Annotated in this window: 15 protein-coding genes and 1 tRNA gene; 9 read left to right on the top strand and 7 right to left on the bottom strand. The window is 68.2% G+C overall.

Annotated elements, in window-relative coordinates:
* Positions 1 to 6: 6 nt before the first annotated feature.
* From AC2VOK_RS07170 to nth, 3 genes are read right to left on the bottom strand one after another with little or no spacing between them, the layout of a single operon-like run.
* Positions 7 to 801: an NUDIX hydrolase gene (locus AC2VOK_RS07170; protein WP_428899844.1), complete on the bottom strand. Its 795-nt coding sequence runs from the start codon at positions 799 to 801 to the stop codon at positions 7 to 9.
* 50 nt (positions 802 to 851) lie between these two features.
* Positions 852 to 1,490: a TlpA family protein disulfide reductase gene (locus AC2VOK_RS07165; protein WP_428899843.1), complete on the bottom strand. Its 639-nt coding sequence runs from the start codon at positions 1,488 to 1,490 to the stop codon at positions 852 to 854.
* Positions 1,491 to 1,498: 8 nt separating this feature from the next.
* Complete coding sequence (gene nth, locus AC2VOK_RS07160) at positions 1,499 to 2,179, bottom strand: endonuclease III (RefSeq protein WP_428899870.1); 681 nt, start codon at positions 2,177 to 2,179, stop codon at positions 1,499 to 1,501.
* Between the two features lie 155 nt (positions 2,180 to 2,334).
* On the opposite strand from nth, the gene AC2VOK_RS07155 reads away from it, so the two are divergent.
* Both AC2VOK_RS07155 and crp read left to right on the top strand, forming a co-directional pair.
* The gene (locus AC2VOK_RS07155; protein WP_428899842.1) at positions 2,335 to 2,748 is read left to right on the top strand and encodes a hypothetical protein; all 414 of its coding nucleotides are present in this window, start codon (positions 2,335 to 2,337) and stop codon (positions 2,746 to 2,748) included.
* A 99-nt stretch (positions 2,749 to 2,847) separates the two neighbouring features.
* Positions 2,848 to 3,522 carry a cAMP-activated global transcriptional regulator CRP gene (gene crp / locus AC2VOK_RS07150; protein WP_428899841.1) on the top strand — a complete coding sequence of 225 codons (675 nt, stop codon included), beginning with the start codon at positions 2,848 to 2,850 and terminating at the stop codon, positions 3,520 to 3,522.
* Between the two features lie 75 nt (positions 3,523 to 3,597).
* Here crp and AC2VOK_RS07145 read toward each other — a convergent pair whose 3' ends face one another.
* Genes AC2VOK_RS07145 through sp36 form a run of 3 tightly spaced genes read right to left on the bottom strand, consistent with a single transcriptional unit; the run spans position 3,598 to position 5,011 of the window.
* Positions 3,598 to 4,398 (bottom strand): MBL fold metallo-hydrolase, encoded by an 801-nt coding sequence (locus AC2VOK_RS07145; RefSeq protein WP_428899869.1) that lies wholly within the window; start codon positions 4,396 to 4,398, stop codon positions 3,598 to 3,600.
* The gene (locus AC2VOK_RS07140) at positions 4,395 to 4,850 is read right to left on the bottom strand and encodes a RidA family protein (protein WP_428899840.1); all 456 of its coding nucleotides are present in this window, start codon (positions 4,848 to 4,850) and stop codon (positions 4,395 to 4,397) included. The genes AC2VOK_RS07145 and AC2VOK_RS07140 overlap by 4 nt, the downstream gene beginning before the upstream one ends.
* A complete protein-coding gene (gene sp36 / locus AC2VOK_RS07135; RefSeq protein WP_421531355.1) occupies positions 4,847 to 5,011 on the bottom strand; it encodes a Sp36 family protein in 165 nt (54 codons plus the stop codon). Before sp36 ends, AC2VOK_RS07140 begins: the two co-directional genes overlap by 4 nt.
* A 65-nt stretch (positions 5,012 to 5,076) precedes the next feature.
* Here sp36 and bagA point away from each other — a divergent pair, with 65 nt between their 5' ends.
* Both bagA and bagB read left to right on the top strand, forming a co-directional pair.
* On the top strand, positions 5,077 to 6,102 hold the full coding sequence (bagA, locus tag AC2VOK_RS07130) for an ATPase BagA (RefSeq protein ID WP_428899839.1): 1,026 nt from the start codon (positions 5,077 to 5,079) through the stop codon (positions 6,100 to 6,102).
* Positions 6,099 to 7,244 carry an ATPase BagB gene (gene bagB / locus AC2VOK_RS07125; protein WP_428899838.1) on the top strand — a complete coding sequence of 382 codons (1,146 nt, stop codon included), beginning with the start codon at positions 6,099 to 6,101 and terminating at the stop codon, positions 7,242 to 7,244. Before bagA ends, bagB begins: the two co-directional genes overlap by 4 nt.
* Before the next feature lie 80 nt (positions 7,245 to 7,324).
* On the opposite strand, the gene AC2VOK_RS07120 is transcribed toward bagB, so the two are convergent.
* Entirely contained in the window at positions 7,325 to 7,675 is a 351-nt protein-coding gene (locus AC2VOK_RS07120) for a WhiB family transcriptional regulator (RefSeq protein ID WP_428899837.1), read from the bottom strand.
* Between the two features lie 332 nt (positions 7,676 to 8,007).
* Between AC2VOK_RS07120 and ponA2 the strand changes: the two genes are divergently transcribed.
* From ponA2 to AC2VOK_RS07095, 5 genes are all read left to right on the top strand, one after another.
* On the top strand, positions 8,008 to 10,434 hold the full coding sequence (gene ponA2 / locus AC2VOK_RS07115; RefSeq protein WP_428899836.1) for a transglycosylase/D,D-transpeptidase PonA2: 2,427 nt from the start codon (positions 8,008 to 8,010) through the stop codon (positions 10,432 to 10,434).
* A gap of 372 nt (positions 10,435 to 10,806) precedes the next feature.
* Entirely contained in the window at positions 10,807 to 12,084 is a 1,278-nt protein-coding gene (locus AC2VOK_RS07110; RefSeq protein ID WP_428899835.1) for a PucR family transcriptional regulator, read from the top strand.
* A 169-nt stretch (positions 12,085 to 12,253) separates the two neighbouring features.
* Complete coding sequence (locus AC2VOK_RS07105) at positions 12,254 to 14,032, top strand: DUF3556 domain-containing protein (protein WP_343709556.1); 1,779 nt, start codon at positions 12,254 to 12,256, stop codon at positions 14,030 to 14,032.
* 97 nt (positions 14,033 to 14,129) lie between these two features.
* A complete protein-coding gene (locus AC2VOK_RS07100; RefSeq protein WP_343709557.1) occupies positions 14,130 to 15,089 on the top strand; it encodes a metallophosphoesterase in 960 nt (319 codons plus the stop codon).
* Between the two features lie 36 nt (positions 15,090 to 15,125).
* Positions 15,126 to 15,199, top strand: a tRNA-Pro gene (locus tag AC2VOK_RS07095).
* Position 15,200: the final 1 nt, after the last annotated feature.

Below are 15,200 nucleotides of genomic sequence, written 5' to 3'. Positions count from 1 at the left end.
TCACGTTCATCGGGGCGACCCACCCCGGTCGCCGACCAGCGACATCGCCTCGTCCAACTCGCGTGAGTCGGTGGTGTCCCAGGACCGGGCCCACCCGGCGACGTCGAGCAGCGCGGAGATCACCTGGCCAGTGAAGCCCCAGACCAGCATCTCGTTGAGCAGAAACGCCGGTCCGGCCCAACGGCGGCCGAGGTCGCCACGGTAGACCATCAGCCGGTTGGCCGGGTTGATGAACGCGCGCACCGGAACGCGGGCCACGACCGCGGTCTCGGCAGGATCGACGACGGCCACCGGCCCGGGATCTGGCGAATAGGCCAGCACCGGGACCACGTGGAACTGCGACGGTGCGATGAAGGCCCGCTCCAGCGTGGCCAGCGGATGCAGCCTGCCCAGGTCGATCCCCGTCTCTTCACGCGCTTCGCGTAGGGCGGTGGCCACGGGACCGTCGTCGGTGGGGTCGCAGACGCCGCCGGGGAACGCCGCCTGGCCGGCGTGGTGGCGCAACGTCGCGGCCCGGACGGTGACCAGCAGGTCGGCCTCGTCGGGAACGCCGTCGCCGGCGGGCCCGGACTCAGGGCCCGAGAACAGCACCAGCACGGCGGCGTCGCGCCTCGCGCTGCCCGGCCCCCCACCCCCGGCCGCCCCGGAGGCCAGCATCGCCAGCACGTCGGGCGGGAGCCGGCGCCGATAAGCGTCGGGAATCTGGCCTCGGTTGTCGAGCAGGGGCCGCAACCAGCGCGGACAGAGTTCGGACGGCACGGGATCCGACCCCTGCGTGCGGGCGGTACCCCGTGCACTCACCGCCACCTCCACTGGCTCGCCTGGACGCCCGTCCGCCTCGAGCTGCCGCCTCATTCCGCCTGGTCTCCGACCGCAGCCGCGATCTCGTCGGCGCTGGCGAAAGCGCGGGGCAGCGTCTGGGCAACGCTACCGTCCGGTCGCAGCACCACCGTCGCGGGCATCACGTTAACCAACCGCAGGGCCGCCGCCACCCGGCGCCGGCCGTCCTGCAGGGTCGGCAGCCGAACCCCCAGCTCGGCCAGGCGCAGCAAGGCGGCCGCCTCGTTCTCGTCCTGGTGCACGGTCAGCACCGTCACGGCCGGGCCGGCCCGGCGCTGGTATTCGGCCATCGCGGGCAGCTCGGCTGTGCACGCGGCGCACCAGTACGCCCAGAAGTTCAGCACCACCCGCCGCCCGGCCAGCGCGGCGCCGACGTCGACGACGGCCCCGTCGGCGGCGCATTCCACCGTGACCCCGTGCAGCGCCACGGATCCGGGTCCGCCGGCCGGAGCGGGGCAGGGCCGCAGATTCGCCCGCCGCCGCGGGCCCGCCAGCGCGGCCGGCGTGTCGGCGTCGCGGTGCTCGCGCTCGGCGCCGACACGGGTCGCCGCGGGACCCGGGGTGTCGTCGCGCAGCTGGGCTACCAGCGCGGCCGCCAGTGCCACCACCACCGCCACGATCGCGATGGTCCAGCGCGTGCTGCGGGCCAAGGTCGTGCTTACAGCCCGGCCAGGGCCAGCAGGTGCTCGGCTTCGGGGCCCCGCACCAGCGGCGCGGCGAGCAGCGGTTCGGTGGGACCGAGCCCGAAGGACGGGCAGTCCTTGGCGAGCACGCAGACCCCGCAGGCCGGTTTTCGGGCGTGGCAGACACGGCGACCGTGGAAGATCACGCGGTGGCTCAACATCGTCCACTCGGCGCGCTCGATCAGCGCGCCGACCGCATGCTCGATCTTGACCGGGTCCCGTTCGGCAGTCCAGCGCCACCTGCCCACCAGCCGGATGACGTGGGTGTCGACGGTGATGCCCGGAACACCGAAGGCGTTGCCAAGGATGACGTTGGCTGTTTTGCGCCCCACTCCGGGCAGCGTCACCAACTCGGCCAGCGTGGCCGGCACCTCGCCGCCGAACCGCTCGACCAGGGCCTGCCCGAGGCCGATCAGGGAGGTCGCCTTACTACGGAAGAACCCGGTGGCACGGATGAGGCCCTCGAGGTCGGTGCGGTCGGCCTGCGCATAGTCCAGGGCCGAGGAGTAGCGCGCGAACAGCGCCGGCGTCGTCAGGTTGACCCGTTTGTCGGTGCTCTGCGCCGACAGGATGGTCGCCACCGTCAGCTCCAGCGGCGTGGCGAAGTCCAGCTCGCAATGCGCATCAGGAAAGGCCTGCGCCAGCGTGCGATTCATCCGGCGTGCCCGTCGCACCAAACCGGTCCGGGTTTCTTGCGCCCAGCGCCGCTCGGCCGCGGTCGGCCGGGTGCGCCGGGACGCGTCTGCCGCACTCACCTTCGACAGAGTACTGAGTTCGTGATCTCGCCGAGATCCCGTGGTGATGGATGGCCATGTTTACTCTTCATGTGTCGTGGTTGCTGGTGGCCTGCGTTCCCGGGCTGCTGATGCTGACGGCGTTCGGCCTCGGACGGCTTGAACGCGACCTACCCCTCCGGCCCCTCCGGCCCCTCCGGCAGCCCGCGGCCGGCGCCACCGACCAGTCCGCGGAGCCCGCCGAGGCCATCGACATGCACACCCTGGCCCGCGAGGGCATGCCCGAGGCGCTGGAATACCTGCACAGGCGCCGGGAGCAGCGGGAACTGCACGCCCCGCCGGCCGGGGCGCGCGGCGGACCGCGTCACGCCGCGCCGACACCGGCCACCGACTTCTCCGGCGTGGGCGAGTCCGTGTTCCCGACATCGCGACACACCGAACCACACGGCAATCCGCGGGTCGGGACCCCACGAGATGTCAATCGTGTGTAGCGTTGTCACGTTGGGCGCTGCGGCCTACCTCTAGACTCGAGATGCGAGCACGAGGTTAGCCTGACTACATCACATCGTCGGAAAGCTGAAGAGGGCAACGTGGACGAGATCCTGGCAAGAGCAGGAATCTTCCAAGGGGTCGAGCCCGGCGCGGTCGACGCGTTGACAAAGCAACTGCAACCCGTCGACTTCCCCCGCGGACACACGGTCTTCGCCGAGGGCGAACCCGGAGACCGGCTGTACATCATCATCTCCGGCAAGGTCAAGATCGGCCGCCGCTCACCGGACGGCCGGGAGAACCTGCTGACCATCATGGGCCCGTCGGACATGTTCGGCGAGTTGTCGATCTTCGACCCCGGGCCGAGGACGTCGAGCGCGACCACGATCACCGAGGTTCGGGCGGTCTCGATGGACCGCGAAGCACTGCGGGCCTGGATCGCCGACCGGCCCGAGATCGCCGAGCAGCTGCTGCGCGTGTTGGCCCGGCGTCTGCGCCGGACCAACAACAACCTGGCCGACCTCATCTTCACCGACGTGCCCGGACGGGTGGCCAAGCAGCTGCTGCAGCTGGCCCAGCGTTTCGGCACGCAGGAGGGCGGCGCCATGCGGGTCACCCATGACCTGACCCAGGAGGAGATCGCCCAGCTGGTGGGCGCGTCCCGAGAGACGGTGAACAAGGCGCTGGCCGATTTCGCCCACCGCGGCTGGATCCGCCTGGAGGGCAAGAGCGTGCTCATCTCTGATTCCGAGCGGCTGGCCCGCCGCGCCCGCTAGGCGCGCGCGGCGCGAGGCTGTAATTCTGCAGCCCTCTACTCGCATTTCTCCTGCGGATCTTCAGTCTCGGCGCGACTACCGGCGCAGATAGTCCAGCTGGGCCTGGACGGACCATTCCGCCGCGTCCCACAGCTTCTCGTCGACGTCGACGTAGACGTGCTCGACGATCCGGCGTGCGCTGGCGTCCTCACCCAGCTCGCGCAACGCGGCGCGTACCTGCTCGAGACGTTCGGCGCGATGCACCAGGTAGCCCGAAGCCGCGGCTTCCAGGTCGGCCAGCTCCGGCCCGTGCCCGGGCAGCACCGTGCGCCGGCCCAGGCCGCGCAGCCGCCGCAACGACTCCAGGTAGTCGGCCAGGCTGCCGTCCTCCTTGTCGAGGACGGTGGTGCCGCGCCCCAGCACGCTGTCGGCCGTCAGCGCCGCGTCGTCGAGCATGAACGTCAGCGAGTCGGCGGTGTGGCCGGGGGTGGCCAGCACCGTGATCCGCAGCCCCGCCGCATCGATCACCTCGCCGTCGGTGAGCTCGCCGCCCAGACCGCGCAGAAAACCGCTGCCGGCCGAGCGGACCGTCGCGCCGGTCAGCTCGACCAGCTTGTCGATGCCGTCGGTGTGGTCGCCGTGGCGGTGGCTGATCAGCACCAGCGCGACGCGGCCCAGTGCGGCGATGCGGGCGATGTGCTCGTCGTCGTCGGGGCCCGGGTCGACGACCACCAGCTCGTCGCTGCCGGGGCCGCGCAGCACCCATGTGTTGGTGCCCTCCAGCGTCAGCGGCCCGGGATTGTCGGCCAACAGCACCGAGGCCGTGTCGGTCACCGCCCGCAACCGCCGGTATGCGGGATGGCTCAGCGGCTCGTCAGCCCCGACCTTGGCCGTCAGGCCACCTCCACGATCAGCTCGACCTCCACCGGCGCGTCCAGTGGCAACTCGGAGACGCCGACCGCCGAACGCGCATGCGCGCCGCTGTCGCCGAAGACCTCGGCGAGCAGTTCGGAGGCCCCGTTGACCACGCTCGGCTGGCCGTGAAAACCCGCGGCCGATGCGACGAAACCGACGACCTTGACCACCCGGGTCACCGCGTCGATGCCGACCAGCGCATGCACGGCAGCCAGCGCGTTGAGGACGCAGACCCGCGCCATCGCCTTGGCCTCCTCGGGGGTGACCTCGGCGCCGACCTTGCCGGTCCCGGCCAGCTTGCCCGCCTCCATCGGCAGCTGGCCCGCCGTGTAGACCAGGTTTCCGGTCCGCACCGCAGGAAGGTAGGCGGCCAGCGGCGTCACCACCTCGGGAAGCGTGACGCCGAGCTGGACGAGCCGGGCCGAAGCACTCATCCCTTGGGGCGCTTCAGATACGCGACGTGCTGCTCGCCGGTGGGCCCGTGCAGCACCGACACCAGCTCCCAGCCGTCGGCGCCCCATTGGTCCAGGATCTGTTTGGTGGCGTGCGTCAGCAGCGGAACCGTTACGTACTCCCAGGCGGTCGGTTGACTCATCCCGTGAGCCTATCGGTCCACCCCGATCTGCGGGGGGCCGGAGTCGCTCGGGCTAGCATGCGAAGGTGGCAACCAATTCCGGCAATCCTGGCGGTGGTCCCGTGGGCTGGCCGGCGCGCCTGTCCAAGGCCCGCTTGCATTTCGTCACCGGCAAAGGCGGCACCGGCAAATCGACGGTGGCGGCCGCACTGGCGCTGACTCTGGCCGCGGGCGGTCGAAAGGTGCTGCTCGTCGAAGTCGAGGGCCGGCAAGGGATTGCGCAGTTGTTCGACGTGCCCCCCCTGCCCTACCAGGAGCTCAAGATCGCGACGGCGGAGCGCGGCGGCCAGGTGAACGCGCTGGCGATCGACATCGAGGCGGCGTTCCTGGAATACCTGGACATGTTCTACAACCTGGGCATCGCGGGCCGGGCGATGCGGCGCATCGGGGCCATCGAGTTCGCGACGACGATCGCACCCGGCCTGCGCGACGTGCTGCTCACCGGAAAGATCAAGGAGTCGGTGGTGCGCGTCGACCGCAACCGGCTGCCGGTGTATGACGCGGTGGTGGTGGACTCACCGCCGACCGGCCGCATCGCGCGCTTCCTGGACGTCACCAAGGCCGTGTCCGACCTGGCCAAGGGTGGGCCGGTGCACTCGCAGAGCGAGGGCGTGGTGAACCTGCTGCACTCCGACCAGACCGCGATCCACCTCGTCACACTCCTGGAGGCACTGCCGGTGCAGGAAACACTGGAAGCCATCGAGGAGCTCGCGGAGATGGCGCTGCCGATCGGCAGCGTGATCGTGAACCGCAACATCCCGGCGTACCTGGACCCGGGCGACCTCGCCAAGGCCGCCGAGGGGGCGATCGACGCGGACTCGGTTCGGGCCGGCCTCGAGCTGGCCGGGATCAAGCTCGGCGACGCCGACTTCGCCGGCCTGCTCACCGAGACCATCGAGCACGCGACCCGGATCACCGCGCGCGCCGAGACCGCCCAACAGCTCGACGCGCTACAGGTGCCCCGACTCGAATTGCCGGCGATCTCCGACGGCGTTGACCTCGGCAGCCTCTACGAGCTTTCGGAATCGCTTGCCCAACAGGGGGTTCGATGAGTGCCACGCCGACAGTCCTTGACATGAAGGCGATTCTGTCCGACATGTCGAACCGTGTCGTGGTCTGCTGCGGCGCCGGCGGCGTCGGCAAGACCACCACGGCCGCCGCGCTGGCATTGCGAGCGGCCGAATATGGCCGCAACGTCTGCGTTTTGACGATCGATCCGGCCAAGCGGCTCGCACAAGCTTTGGGCGTCAACGATCTCGGCAACGTCCCGCAGCGGGTGCCGCTGGCCCCCGAGGTCACCGGCGAGCTGCACGCGATGATGCTCGACATGCGCCGCACGTTCGACGAGATGGTGGTCCAGTACTCCGGACCCGACCGGGCACAGTCGATCCTGAACAACCAGTTCTACCAGACCGTCGCCACGTCGCTGGCCGGCACGCAAGAGTACATGGCGATGGAGAAACTGGGGCAGCTGCTGGGACAGGACCGCTGGGACCTGGTCGTGGTCGACACCCCCCCGTCGCGCAACGCACTGGACTTCCTGGACGCGCCGAAGCGGCTGGGCAGCTTCATGGACAGCAGACTGTGGCGTTTGCTGCTCGCGCCCGGCCGGGGCATCGGCCGATTGGTCACCGGCGCAATGGGTTTGGCGATGAAGGCGCTCTCCACCGTGCTCGGTTCCCAGATGCTCGGCGACGCAGCCGCATTCGTACAGTCGCTGGACGCCACCTTCGGTGGGTTCCGGGAGAAGGCCGAGCGCACCTACGCGCTGCTCAAACGGCGGGGGACGCAGTTCGTGGTGGTCTCGGCGGCCGAACCCGACGCGCTGCGCGAGGCGTCGTTCTTCGTGGACCGGCTGTCACAGGAGAGCATGCCGCTGGCGGGGCTGGTCCTGAACCGCACCCACCCGACGCTGTGTGCGCTGCCGGCAGAGCGGGCTGCGGACGGCAGCGAGACGTTGGAGGCGACGCTCGGTTCGGGGCAGGACCCGCAGACCACGGCGCTGGCCGCGGCCGTGCTGCGGATTCACGCCGACCGCGCGCACACCGCCAAACGGGAGGTGCGGTTGCTGTCGCGATTCACCGGGGCCAACCCGCACGTGCCGGTGGTGGGGGTGCCCTCGTTGCCGTTCGACGTGTCGGACCTCGAGGCGTTGCGAGCACTCGCCGACCAGCTCACCGCCGCGACGAGCTGAGCGTCTCCCTACGGGACGCGCGGCACGCCAGGTTCGACCTCAGAAAGGTTCGCCCTCAGCGGTGACGCGACAGGTGCCCGTCAGCCGACGCTGCGATTGCGCCGCTTGTCGAAGAAGTCCGCCCAGGACACCACCTCGGGGTGCTCCTTGAGCAGAGCCCTGCGCTGACGTTCCGTCATGCCGCCCCACACGCCGAACTCGACCTTGTTGTCCAGCGCGTCCGCACCGCACTCCTGCATCACCGGGCAGTGACGGCAGATCACCGCGGCCTGACGCTGGGCGGCGCCCCGGACGAAGAGTTCGTCGGGATCGGTGGTCCGGCACAGCGCTTTGGAAACCCAGCCGACCCGCTCGTCGGGATCGACGCTGCGGAGTACGCCTTGAGCAGCCGCGATGTTTGTTCGACGCGCGGTGGGCCGTGTTCCTGGCACGAGTCGTTCCCTTCCTGCCCGGCCGCCCTTCGCGGCCGCCCTCCTCGGGTGCAGACCCCACTGCGATCTACGCCACACTGTGCACATCGGTGTTTGCCGAATCTCACCGTGTGTATAAGTTAGGTGGTCCGGTGGCAGTTGCGCAACAGTCTGATAACGCTTTTTTTGGGACGCGCGTGCCGTCCTGGCCGGCAACCCCAGTCCTGACGTAGCATGCCTCAGCCCGAAGAGGGTGACCGAACAGGCGCAACCTCGCTGGTCGCCGGCGCGTTCCGGTGTTGTGTCGTCTCGACAGACGATCGGCGTGACTGAGGCCCGCTACTGTGGTACGCATGCCAGACCGCCCCTCACCAGGCCTCACGGTTCTCAAGCTGGCCGGGTTCTGCCTGCTGGCCAGTGTGGTCGCCACCGCCCTGATGTTCCCGGTGGCCGGCGGTGTGGGCTTACTGTCCAACCGCGCCTCCGAAGTGGTGGCCAACGGGTCGGCGCAGCTCCTGGAAGGTGAGGTGCCGGCGGTGTCGACGATGGTCGACGCGAAGGGCAACACCATCGCCTGGCTGTACACGCAGCGCCGCTTCGAGGTTCCCGGCGACAAAATCGCCAACACGATGAAGCTCGCGATCGTGTCGATCGAGGACAAGCGCTTCGCCGAGCACAACGGGGTGGACTGGAAGGGCACGCTGACCGGGCTGGCCGGGTATGCGCGCGGCGACGTCGACACCCGCGGCGGTTCGACCATCGAGCAGCAGTACGTGAAGAACTACCAGTTGCTGGTGACGGCCCAGACCGACGCCGAGAAGCGCGCGGCCGTCGAGACCACCCCGGCGCGCAAGCTGCGCGAGATCCGGATGGCGCTCACGCTCGACAAGACCTTCACCAAGCCCGAGATCCTGACCCGGTACCTCAACCTCGTGTCGTTCGGCAACGGGTCGTTCGGCGTGCAGGACGCCGCGCAGACCTATTTCGGCATCAACGCCTCCGATTTGAACTGGCAGCAGGCGGCGCTGCTGGCGGGCATGGTGCAGTCCACCAGCACGCTCAACCCCTACACCAATCCCGAGGGCGCCCTGGCCCGGCGCAACCTGGTCCTGGACACCATGATCGAGAACATCCCGCAGGAGGCCGACGCGCTGCGCGCCGCCAAGACGACCCCGCTGGGGGTGTTGCCGCAGCCCAACGAGCTGCCGCGCGGCTGCATCGCGGCCGGTGACCGCGCATTCTTCTGCGACTACGTCCAGGAGTACCTGTCGCGCGCGGGGCTCAGCAAGGAACAGGTGGCCCGCGGCGGCTACACCATCCGCACCACGCTGGACCCCGACGTGCAGATCCCGGTCAAGTCGGCCATCGACCAGTTCGCCAGCCCGTCCCTGCCGGGTATCTCCAGCGTGATGAGCGTGATCAGGCCCGGCAAGGACACCCACAAGGTGATGGCGATGGCGAGCAACCGCAAGTACGGGCTGGACATCGACGCCGGCGAGACCATGCGGCCGCAGCCGTTCTCGCTGGTCGGCGACGGCGCCGGGTCGGTGTTCAAGATCTTCACCACCGCCGCCGCGCTGGAGTTGGGCATGGGCATCAACGCCTCCCTCGAGGTGCCGGGCCGGTTCCAGGCCAAGGGCATGGGCAGCGGTGGGGCAAAGGGGTGCCCCAAGGACACCTGGTGCGTGATCAACGCCGCCAACTACCGCGGCTCGATGAACGTGACGGACGCGCTGGCCACCTCGCCCAACACGGCGTTCGCCAAGCTGATCCAGCAGGTCGGCGTGACGCCCACCGTCGACATGGCCATCAAGCTCGGGCTGCGGTCCTACGCCGACCCGGGCACCGCACGCGACTACAACCCCGACAGCAACGAGAGCCTGGCCGACTTCATCAAGCGGCAGAACATCGGTTCGTTCACGCTGGGCCCGATCGAGGTGAACGCGCTCGAGCTGTCCAACGTCGCGGCCACCCTGGCCTCCGGCGGTGTGTGGTGCCCGCCGAGTCCCATCGATAAGTTGACCGACCGCCACGGCACCGAGGTGGCCGTCACCACCGAGACGTGCGACCAGGTGGTGCCCGAAGGGCTGGCGAACACACTGGCCAACGCGATGAGCAAGGACGCGCTGGGCGGCGGGACGGCTTCCGGTTCGGCTGGCGCGGCGGGCTGGAACCTGCCCGTTTCGGGCAAGACCGGCACCACCGAGGCGCACCGCTCGTCGAGCTTCGTGGGCTTCACCAACCACTACGCGGCGGCGAACTACATCTACGACGACTCGACCAACCCGACAGACCTGTGCTCGTCGCCGCTGCGCCACTGCAGCGAAGGCAACCTGTACGGCGGTAACGAACCCGCGCGCACCTGGTTCACGGCGATGAAACCGATCGCCACCATGTTCGGCGACGTGCATCTGCCGCCGACCGATCCCCGCTACGTCGACGGCTCCCCTGCGTCGCGGGTGCCCGCCGTGGCGGGGCTGAAGGTGGACGCGGCCCGCCAGCGCCTCACCGACGCGGGTTTCCGGGTGGCCGACCAGACCGCCTCGGTCAACAGCTCGGCCGAGTACGGGGAGGTCGTCGGGACGACGCCCAACGGCCAGACCATCCCGGGTTCGATCATCACGATCCAGATCAGCAACGGCGTTCCTCCGGCGCCGCCTCCGCCGCCGGAGGGCGCGCCCGTGCCGATCGGTTCGCAGGTCGTGGAGATCCCTGGCCTGCCGCCGATCACGATTCCGCTGCTGGCCCCGCCGCCGCCGCCGGGCGCCCCGCCCCCGTAGGCGCCGCGACGAAGACCACGGTCCCGACCCCTGATCGAAAAGTCAGAGCAGCGCGCCCGAGACGAACACGCCTACGCCAGTAGACCCATGCGCACGTCGTTCTCGAGCTTGCCCAAACCATGGGAACACTTCGCCGACACTGCGCGCGGGCGAACACGGGGCAAACAGTTTCGCCGCACCGTCTCCGGGATCCCTACTGGACGGTTTCGCACACGGCCGGCCAGCATGGCCCATCACGCACAGATCGGCGTGTTCGCGGTCAACGCCGCCTACACCGGCATCTGGGGCGCCCAACACTGGTAACGACACCCGACGAGCTGAATCCAGAGCAAAATCGAGGCGGATGTGACCGGAAAAACCTATGGTCGACTGGTGGCAGCGACGGACTCCAGCGATGTGGCTGAGGTCGAGCGTCACGTCGCATCGATCGCCGCTCGGCTCAATGAGCGCCGAGCGACGGTCACGGGTCAAGTCCGTGACGAAATTGCCGCCAAGGTACCCGAACTGCGCGGCGACGCCGCCACTGTCGAACTGCTCAGCGCCAGCGTCGAGGGCAACATCGACACAATCCTGCACGCCCTGCATCACGCGATCGCCGTCGATCGCATCACCGCGCCCGCAGCCGCCGTCGAATACGCACGCAGACTGGCCCAGCACGGTGTCCCGGTCAATGCGCTTGTTCGCGGCTACCGGCTGGGCCAGCGTCGGCTGACTGAACTCATCTTCGCCGAACTCGAAGCGCTCAACATCGATCCTTTGGCACGCGTGGCAACCATCGAGACGATCACCCGCGTGACGTTTGACTACATCGACTCGGTGTCTCAACAAGTCGTCGCCGTGTACGAAGACGAACGTGAGCGATGGGTGGAAAACCAGCACAGCGTGCGCACGCTCAAGGTCCGCGAACTCTTGGCCGCAGATACGTCCGTCGATCTCGACGTGGCGTCCGTCGACATCCGTTATCCGTTGCGGTGGCACCACCTGGCCCTGATCGTCTGGTACCCCGACGCCGATGACCACCACGACGACCTCTCGCGCCTGCACCGGTTCATTCACGATCTCGGCGCCAGGATCGAGGTGGACGGCACTCCCCTGTTCGCTCCGGTCGATCGAGCCACTTCGTGGGTATGGCTCCCGTACCGCTCGTGTCCTGCCAACTTGGTAGATCGCATCCGCACGGCGATCCCCCGATGCGACGATCCTCCCAACATCGCCATCGGGTCCGTCGATCACGGCATCGACGGGTTCCGCCGCTCGCACAGACGCGCAAGGCTGGCTTGGGGATTGGGCACTGCCCAGGCCTCGAGGACACCGATCACCCTGGCGGTCGATGATCCCGGCGTCGCCGTTGCCGCGCTGCTCGCGGCCAACGTGCCCCTGTTGCGAGACTGGGTCGCCGGAGTGCTCGGCCCGTTGGCAGCCGACACCGAGAATGACGCCCGGCTGCGTGAGACGCTGCGGGTGATTCTGCGGGCCGGCAGCTACAAGCTGGCCGCCGAGGAACTCAGCATGCATTTCAATTCCGTGAAATATCGCATGGATCGGGCTATCGAACGCCGCGGCAAACCCATTCAGGACGACCGGCTCGACGTCGAGGTCGCGCTGCTCGTCTGCCGATGGTACGGACCGGCAGTCCTTCACCCGCACTGATCGACGGCCGGGGTCCTTGTGACCCATCGACAAATCAACGCGACAGATTCGTCGCTCCGACACTGTGTGCCACAGGTCACTCGCCCTACTGTAGGCCCACCTCCTCGCCCCGAGGGGCGTCCGCTGCAGACCCGGTCATTTGTCAACCAGCAACAAAAGGACACCCAGCATGGGTTTCACCAAACCCGACCTCCCCGACGTCGACCCGGAGACATTTCTGCAGAAGCCGCTCATGGAACGGGTACGCATCCTCGGTGCCGACTGGGCCGAAAATGGTTTCGGCTCACCGACAATGGTGCACTGCATCTATTTGCTCAAGGTGTTCGTGTTCTACGCGATCGGTGGTATCACCATCGCCACCCTCACTTCGGGCCTGCCGGCGTTCTGGCACGTGTCGCAATGGTGGAACCAACCGATCGTCTACCAGAAGGCGATCCTCTGGACCACCCTGGTCGAGGCCATCGGCATCGGCGGGTCATGGGGGCCGTTGGCAGGCAAGGTGAAACCGATGACCGGCGGCATCCTGTTCTGGGCCCGGACGGGGACAATTCGGCTGCGGCCCTGGACTTGGGTCCCGTTGACCTCGGGTAGCCGCCGCACCCCGGCGGATGTCGTGTTGTACCTGTCGCTCCTGACGAGCATCGTCCTCACTTTGGCTTTGCCTGGCGTGCACAGTGATTCACTGTCAGCAGTGCTGCCGGGCAACACGAGCGGACTGGTCGACCCCGTGCTACTGGCAGCGCCTATCGTGTTGTTGATCCTCACTGGATTGCGCGACAAGGTCATCTTTCTCGGCGCACGAGGCGAACAGTATCTTCCCGCCCTGATTTTCTTCGCCATGCTGCCGTTCTGCAACATGATCATCGCGTTGAAAATGCTGATCGTGGTGGTGTGGTTCGGCGCCGGGTTCTCCAAACTCGGTAAGCATTTTTCCAGCGTGATCCCACCGATGATCAGCAACAGTCCCGCGGTGCCGTTCTCGTGGATCAGGCGTCTTCACTACCGCGATTTCCCGCGAGACATGAAGCCATCCGCGTTCGCGCGCTTCATAGCCCACATGAATGGGACCTTCGTCGAGATCACCGCGCCTCTGGTCCTGCTGCTGTCCACCAACAAATGGTTGACGGTGGCCGCGGTCATCCTCATGGTGTGCTTCCACCTCTTCATCGTGTCCACTTTCCCTCTGGCCGTCCCGCTGGAGTGGAACGTCCTGTTCGCGTACGCGACGGTGTTTCTCTTCCTCGGCTTCCCGGCGTGGCAGGGCTACGCCCCGTGGAACATGTCGCCGCCTTGGCTGGCCGTCATCATCCTCGCCGGGCTGCTTTTCTTTCCGGTTCTCGGAAACCTGCGGCCCGACAAGGTCTCGTTCTTGCCCTCAATGCGGCAGTATGCGGGAAACTGGGCTTCGGCTCTGTGGGCTTTCGCACCCGGTGCCGAAGACAAACTCAACAAGGTCACCCGCTCGGCGAACAACCAGATCGACCAGTTCGAAGGCGCAGGCTACGACGCGCCCTGGAACGAGATCGTGTTGCAAAAGACGATCGCGTGGCGCAGCCTGCACAGTCAAGGCCGCGGTCTGTTCTCGGTGTTGCTGCGCGAACTACCCGACATCGACAGCCGCACCGTGCGCGAAGCGGAGTTCCTCTGCAACTCGATCATCGGATTCAACTTCGGCGAGGGCCACTTTCACAATGAGGACATGATCCAGGCCGTACAAGATGAGGCCCAGTTCCTCCCCGGCGAGTGCATTGTCGTTTGGGTCGAGTCCGAAGCATTCGGCAGCGGCGTGCAGCACTACAAGCTCATCGACGCCGCACTCGGAGTCATCGAGCGGGGCACGTGGAAAGTTGCCGACGCGGTGAGCACGCAACCGTGGTTGCCGAACGGGCCGATTCCCACCCAGATCACCTGGGTGCGGCCCGGCCGGGACCACGGCGCGCTGGCATGAGCACAGCGACGGTCGCCGGCGCCGGCCGGCCGTGATGCCGACTGCCGAAGGTGTACAGGTGGCGCTGCCAATTCGTGTGCCGCAGTAAGCTGCCTTCATGCCTGACGTTTTGCCCGCCCTGATGCGCACCGGCGCCGCGGCGGTCGGCTCGGCGGTGGCCGGTATCGGCTACGCCGCGGCGGTCGAACGCAACGCCTTTGTCCTGCGTGAGATCACCATGCCCGTGTTGAGCCCGGGCTCCACGCCGCTGCGAGTGCTGCACATCAGCGACCTCCACATGGTGCCCGGCCAGCGCCGCAAACAAGCCTGGCTGCGCGAGCTGTCCGGCTGGGAGCCAGACCTGGTGGTCAACACCGGCGACAACCTGGCACACCCCAAGGCGGTGCCCGCGGTCGTCCAGGCACTGGGGGACCTGTTGTCGCGACCGGGCGTGTTCGTCTTCGGCAGCAACGACTACTTCGGGCCGCGCCTGAAGAACCCGCTCAACTACCTGACCAATCCGTCGCAGCGGATTCGCGGAAAGCCGCTGCCCTGGCAGGACCTGCGGGCGGCGTTCACCGAGCGCGGCTGGCTCGACCTCACCCACGCCCGGCGCGAGTTCGAGGTGGCCGGACTGCACATCGCCGCCGCCGGCGTCGACGACCCGCACATCGACCGGGACCGCTACGACACGATCGCGGGCCCGGCCAGCCCCGCCGCCAATCTGCGGCTCGGTCTGACGCACTCCCCCGAGCCGCGGGTGCTGGACCGCTTCGCCGCCGACGGCTACCAGTTGGTGATGGCGGGCCACACCCACGGCGGGCAGCTGTGCCTGCCGTTCTACGGCGCCCTGGTGACCAACTGCGGCCTGGACCGCTCGCGCGCGAAGGGACCGTCGCGGTGGGGCGCCACGATGCAGTTGCACGTCTCGGCGGGGATCGGGACCTCCCCGTTCGCGCCCGTGCGCTTCTGCTGCAGGCCTGAGGCCACGCTGCTGACACTCATCGCCGCCCCGATGGGAGGCCGCGACGTGACGAGCGACCGCGGGCGCTCCCTGCCCGCGGCCTCGATGCGCTGACTGCCCGCCGGTGCGATAGGCTGTCGTGGCTTCACACGGGGTGTGGCGCAGCTTGGTAGCGTGCTTCGTTCGGGACGAAGAGGTCGTGGGTTCGAATCCCGCCACCCCGAC

The organism is Mycobacterium sp. TH-M116, from assembly GCF_057473685.1.
Note: the sequence above shows the minus strand (reverse complement) of the source record. Positions and strands in the feature narration are given on the sequence as shown.

Bases quoted from the DNA above. Each gene is read 5' to 3' on its own strand.
- nth (WP_428899870.1), bottom strand. From the start codon at position 2,179: ATGAATCGCACGCTGGCGCAGGCCTTTCCTGATGCGCATTGCGAGCTG.
- AC2VOK_RS07155 (WP_428899842.1), top strand. From the start codon at position 2,335: ATGTTTACTCTTCATGTGTCGTGGTTGCTGGTGGCCTGCGTTCCCGGG.
- AC2VOK_RS07140 (WP_428899840.1), bottom strand. From the start codon at position 4,850: ATGAGTGCTTCGGCCCGGCTCGTCCAGCTCGGCGTCACGCTTCCCGAG.
- sp36 (WP_421531355.1), bottom strand. From the start codon at position 5,011: ATGAGTCAACCGACCGCCTGGGAGTACGTAACGGTTCCGCTGCTGACG.
- bagB (WP_428899838.1), top strand. From the start codon at position 6,099: ATGAGTGCCACGCCGACAGTCCTTGACATGAAGGCGATTCTGTCCGAC.
- ponA2 (WP_428899836.1), top strand. From the start codon at position 8,008: ATGCCAGACCGCCCCTCACCAGGCCTCACGGTTCTCAAGCTGGCCGGG.
- AC2VOK_RS07105 (WP_343709556.1), top strand. From the start codon at position 12,254: ATGGGTTTCACCAAACCCGACCTCCCCGACGTCGACCCGGAGACATTT.
- AC2VOK_RS07100 (WP_343709557.1), top strand. From the start codon at position 14,130: ATGCCTGACGTTTTGCCCGCCCTGATGCGCACCGGCGCCGCGGCGGTC.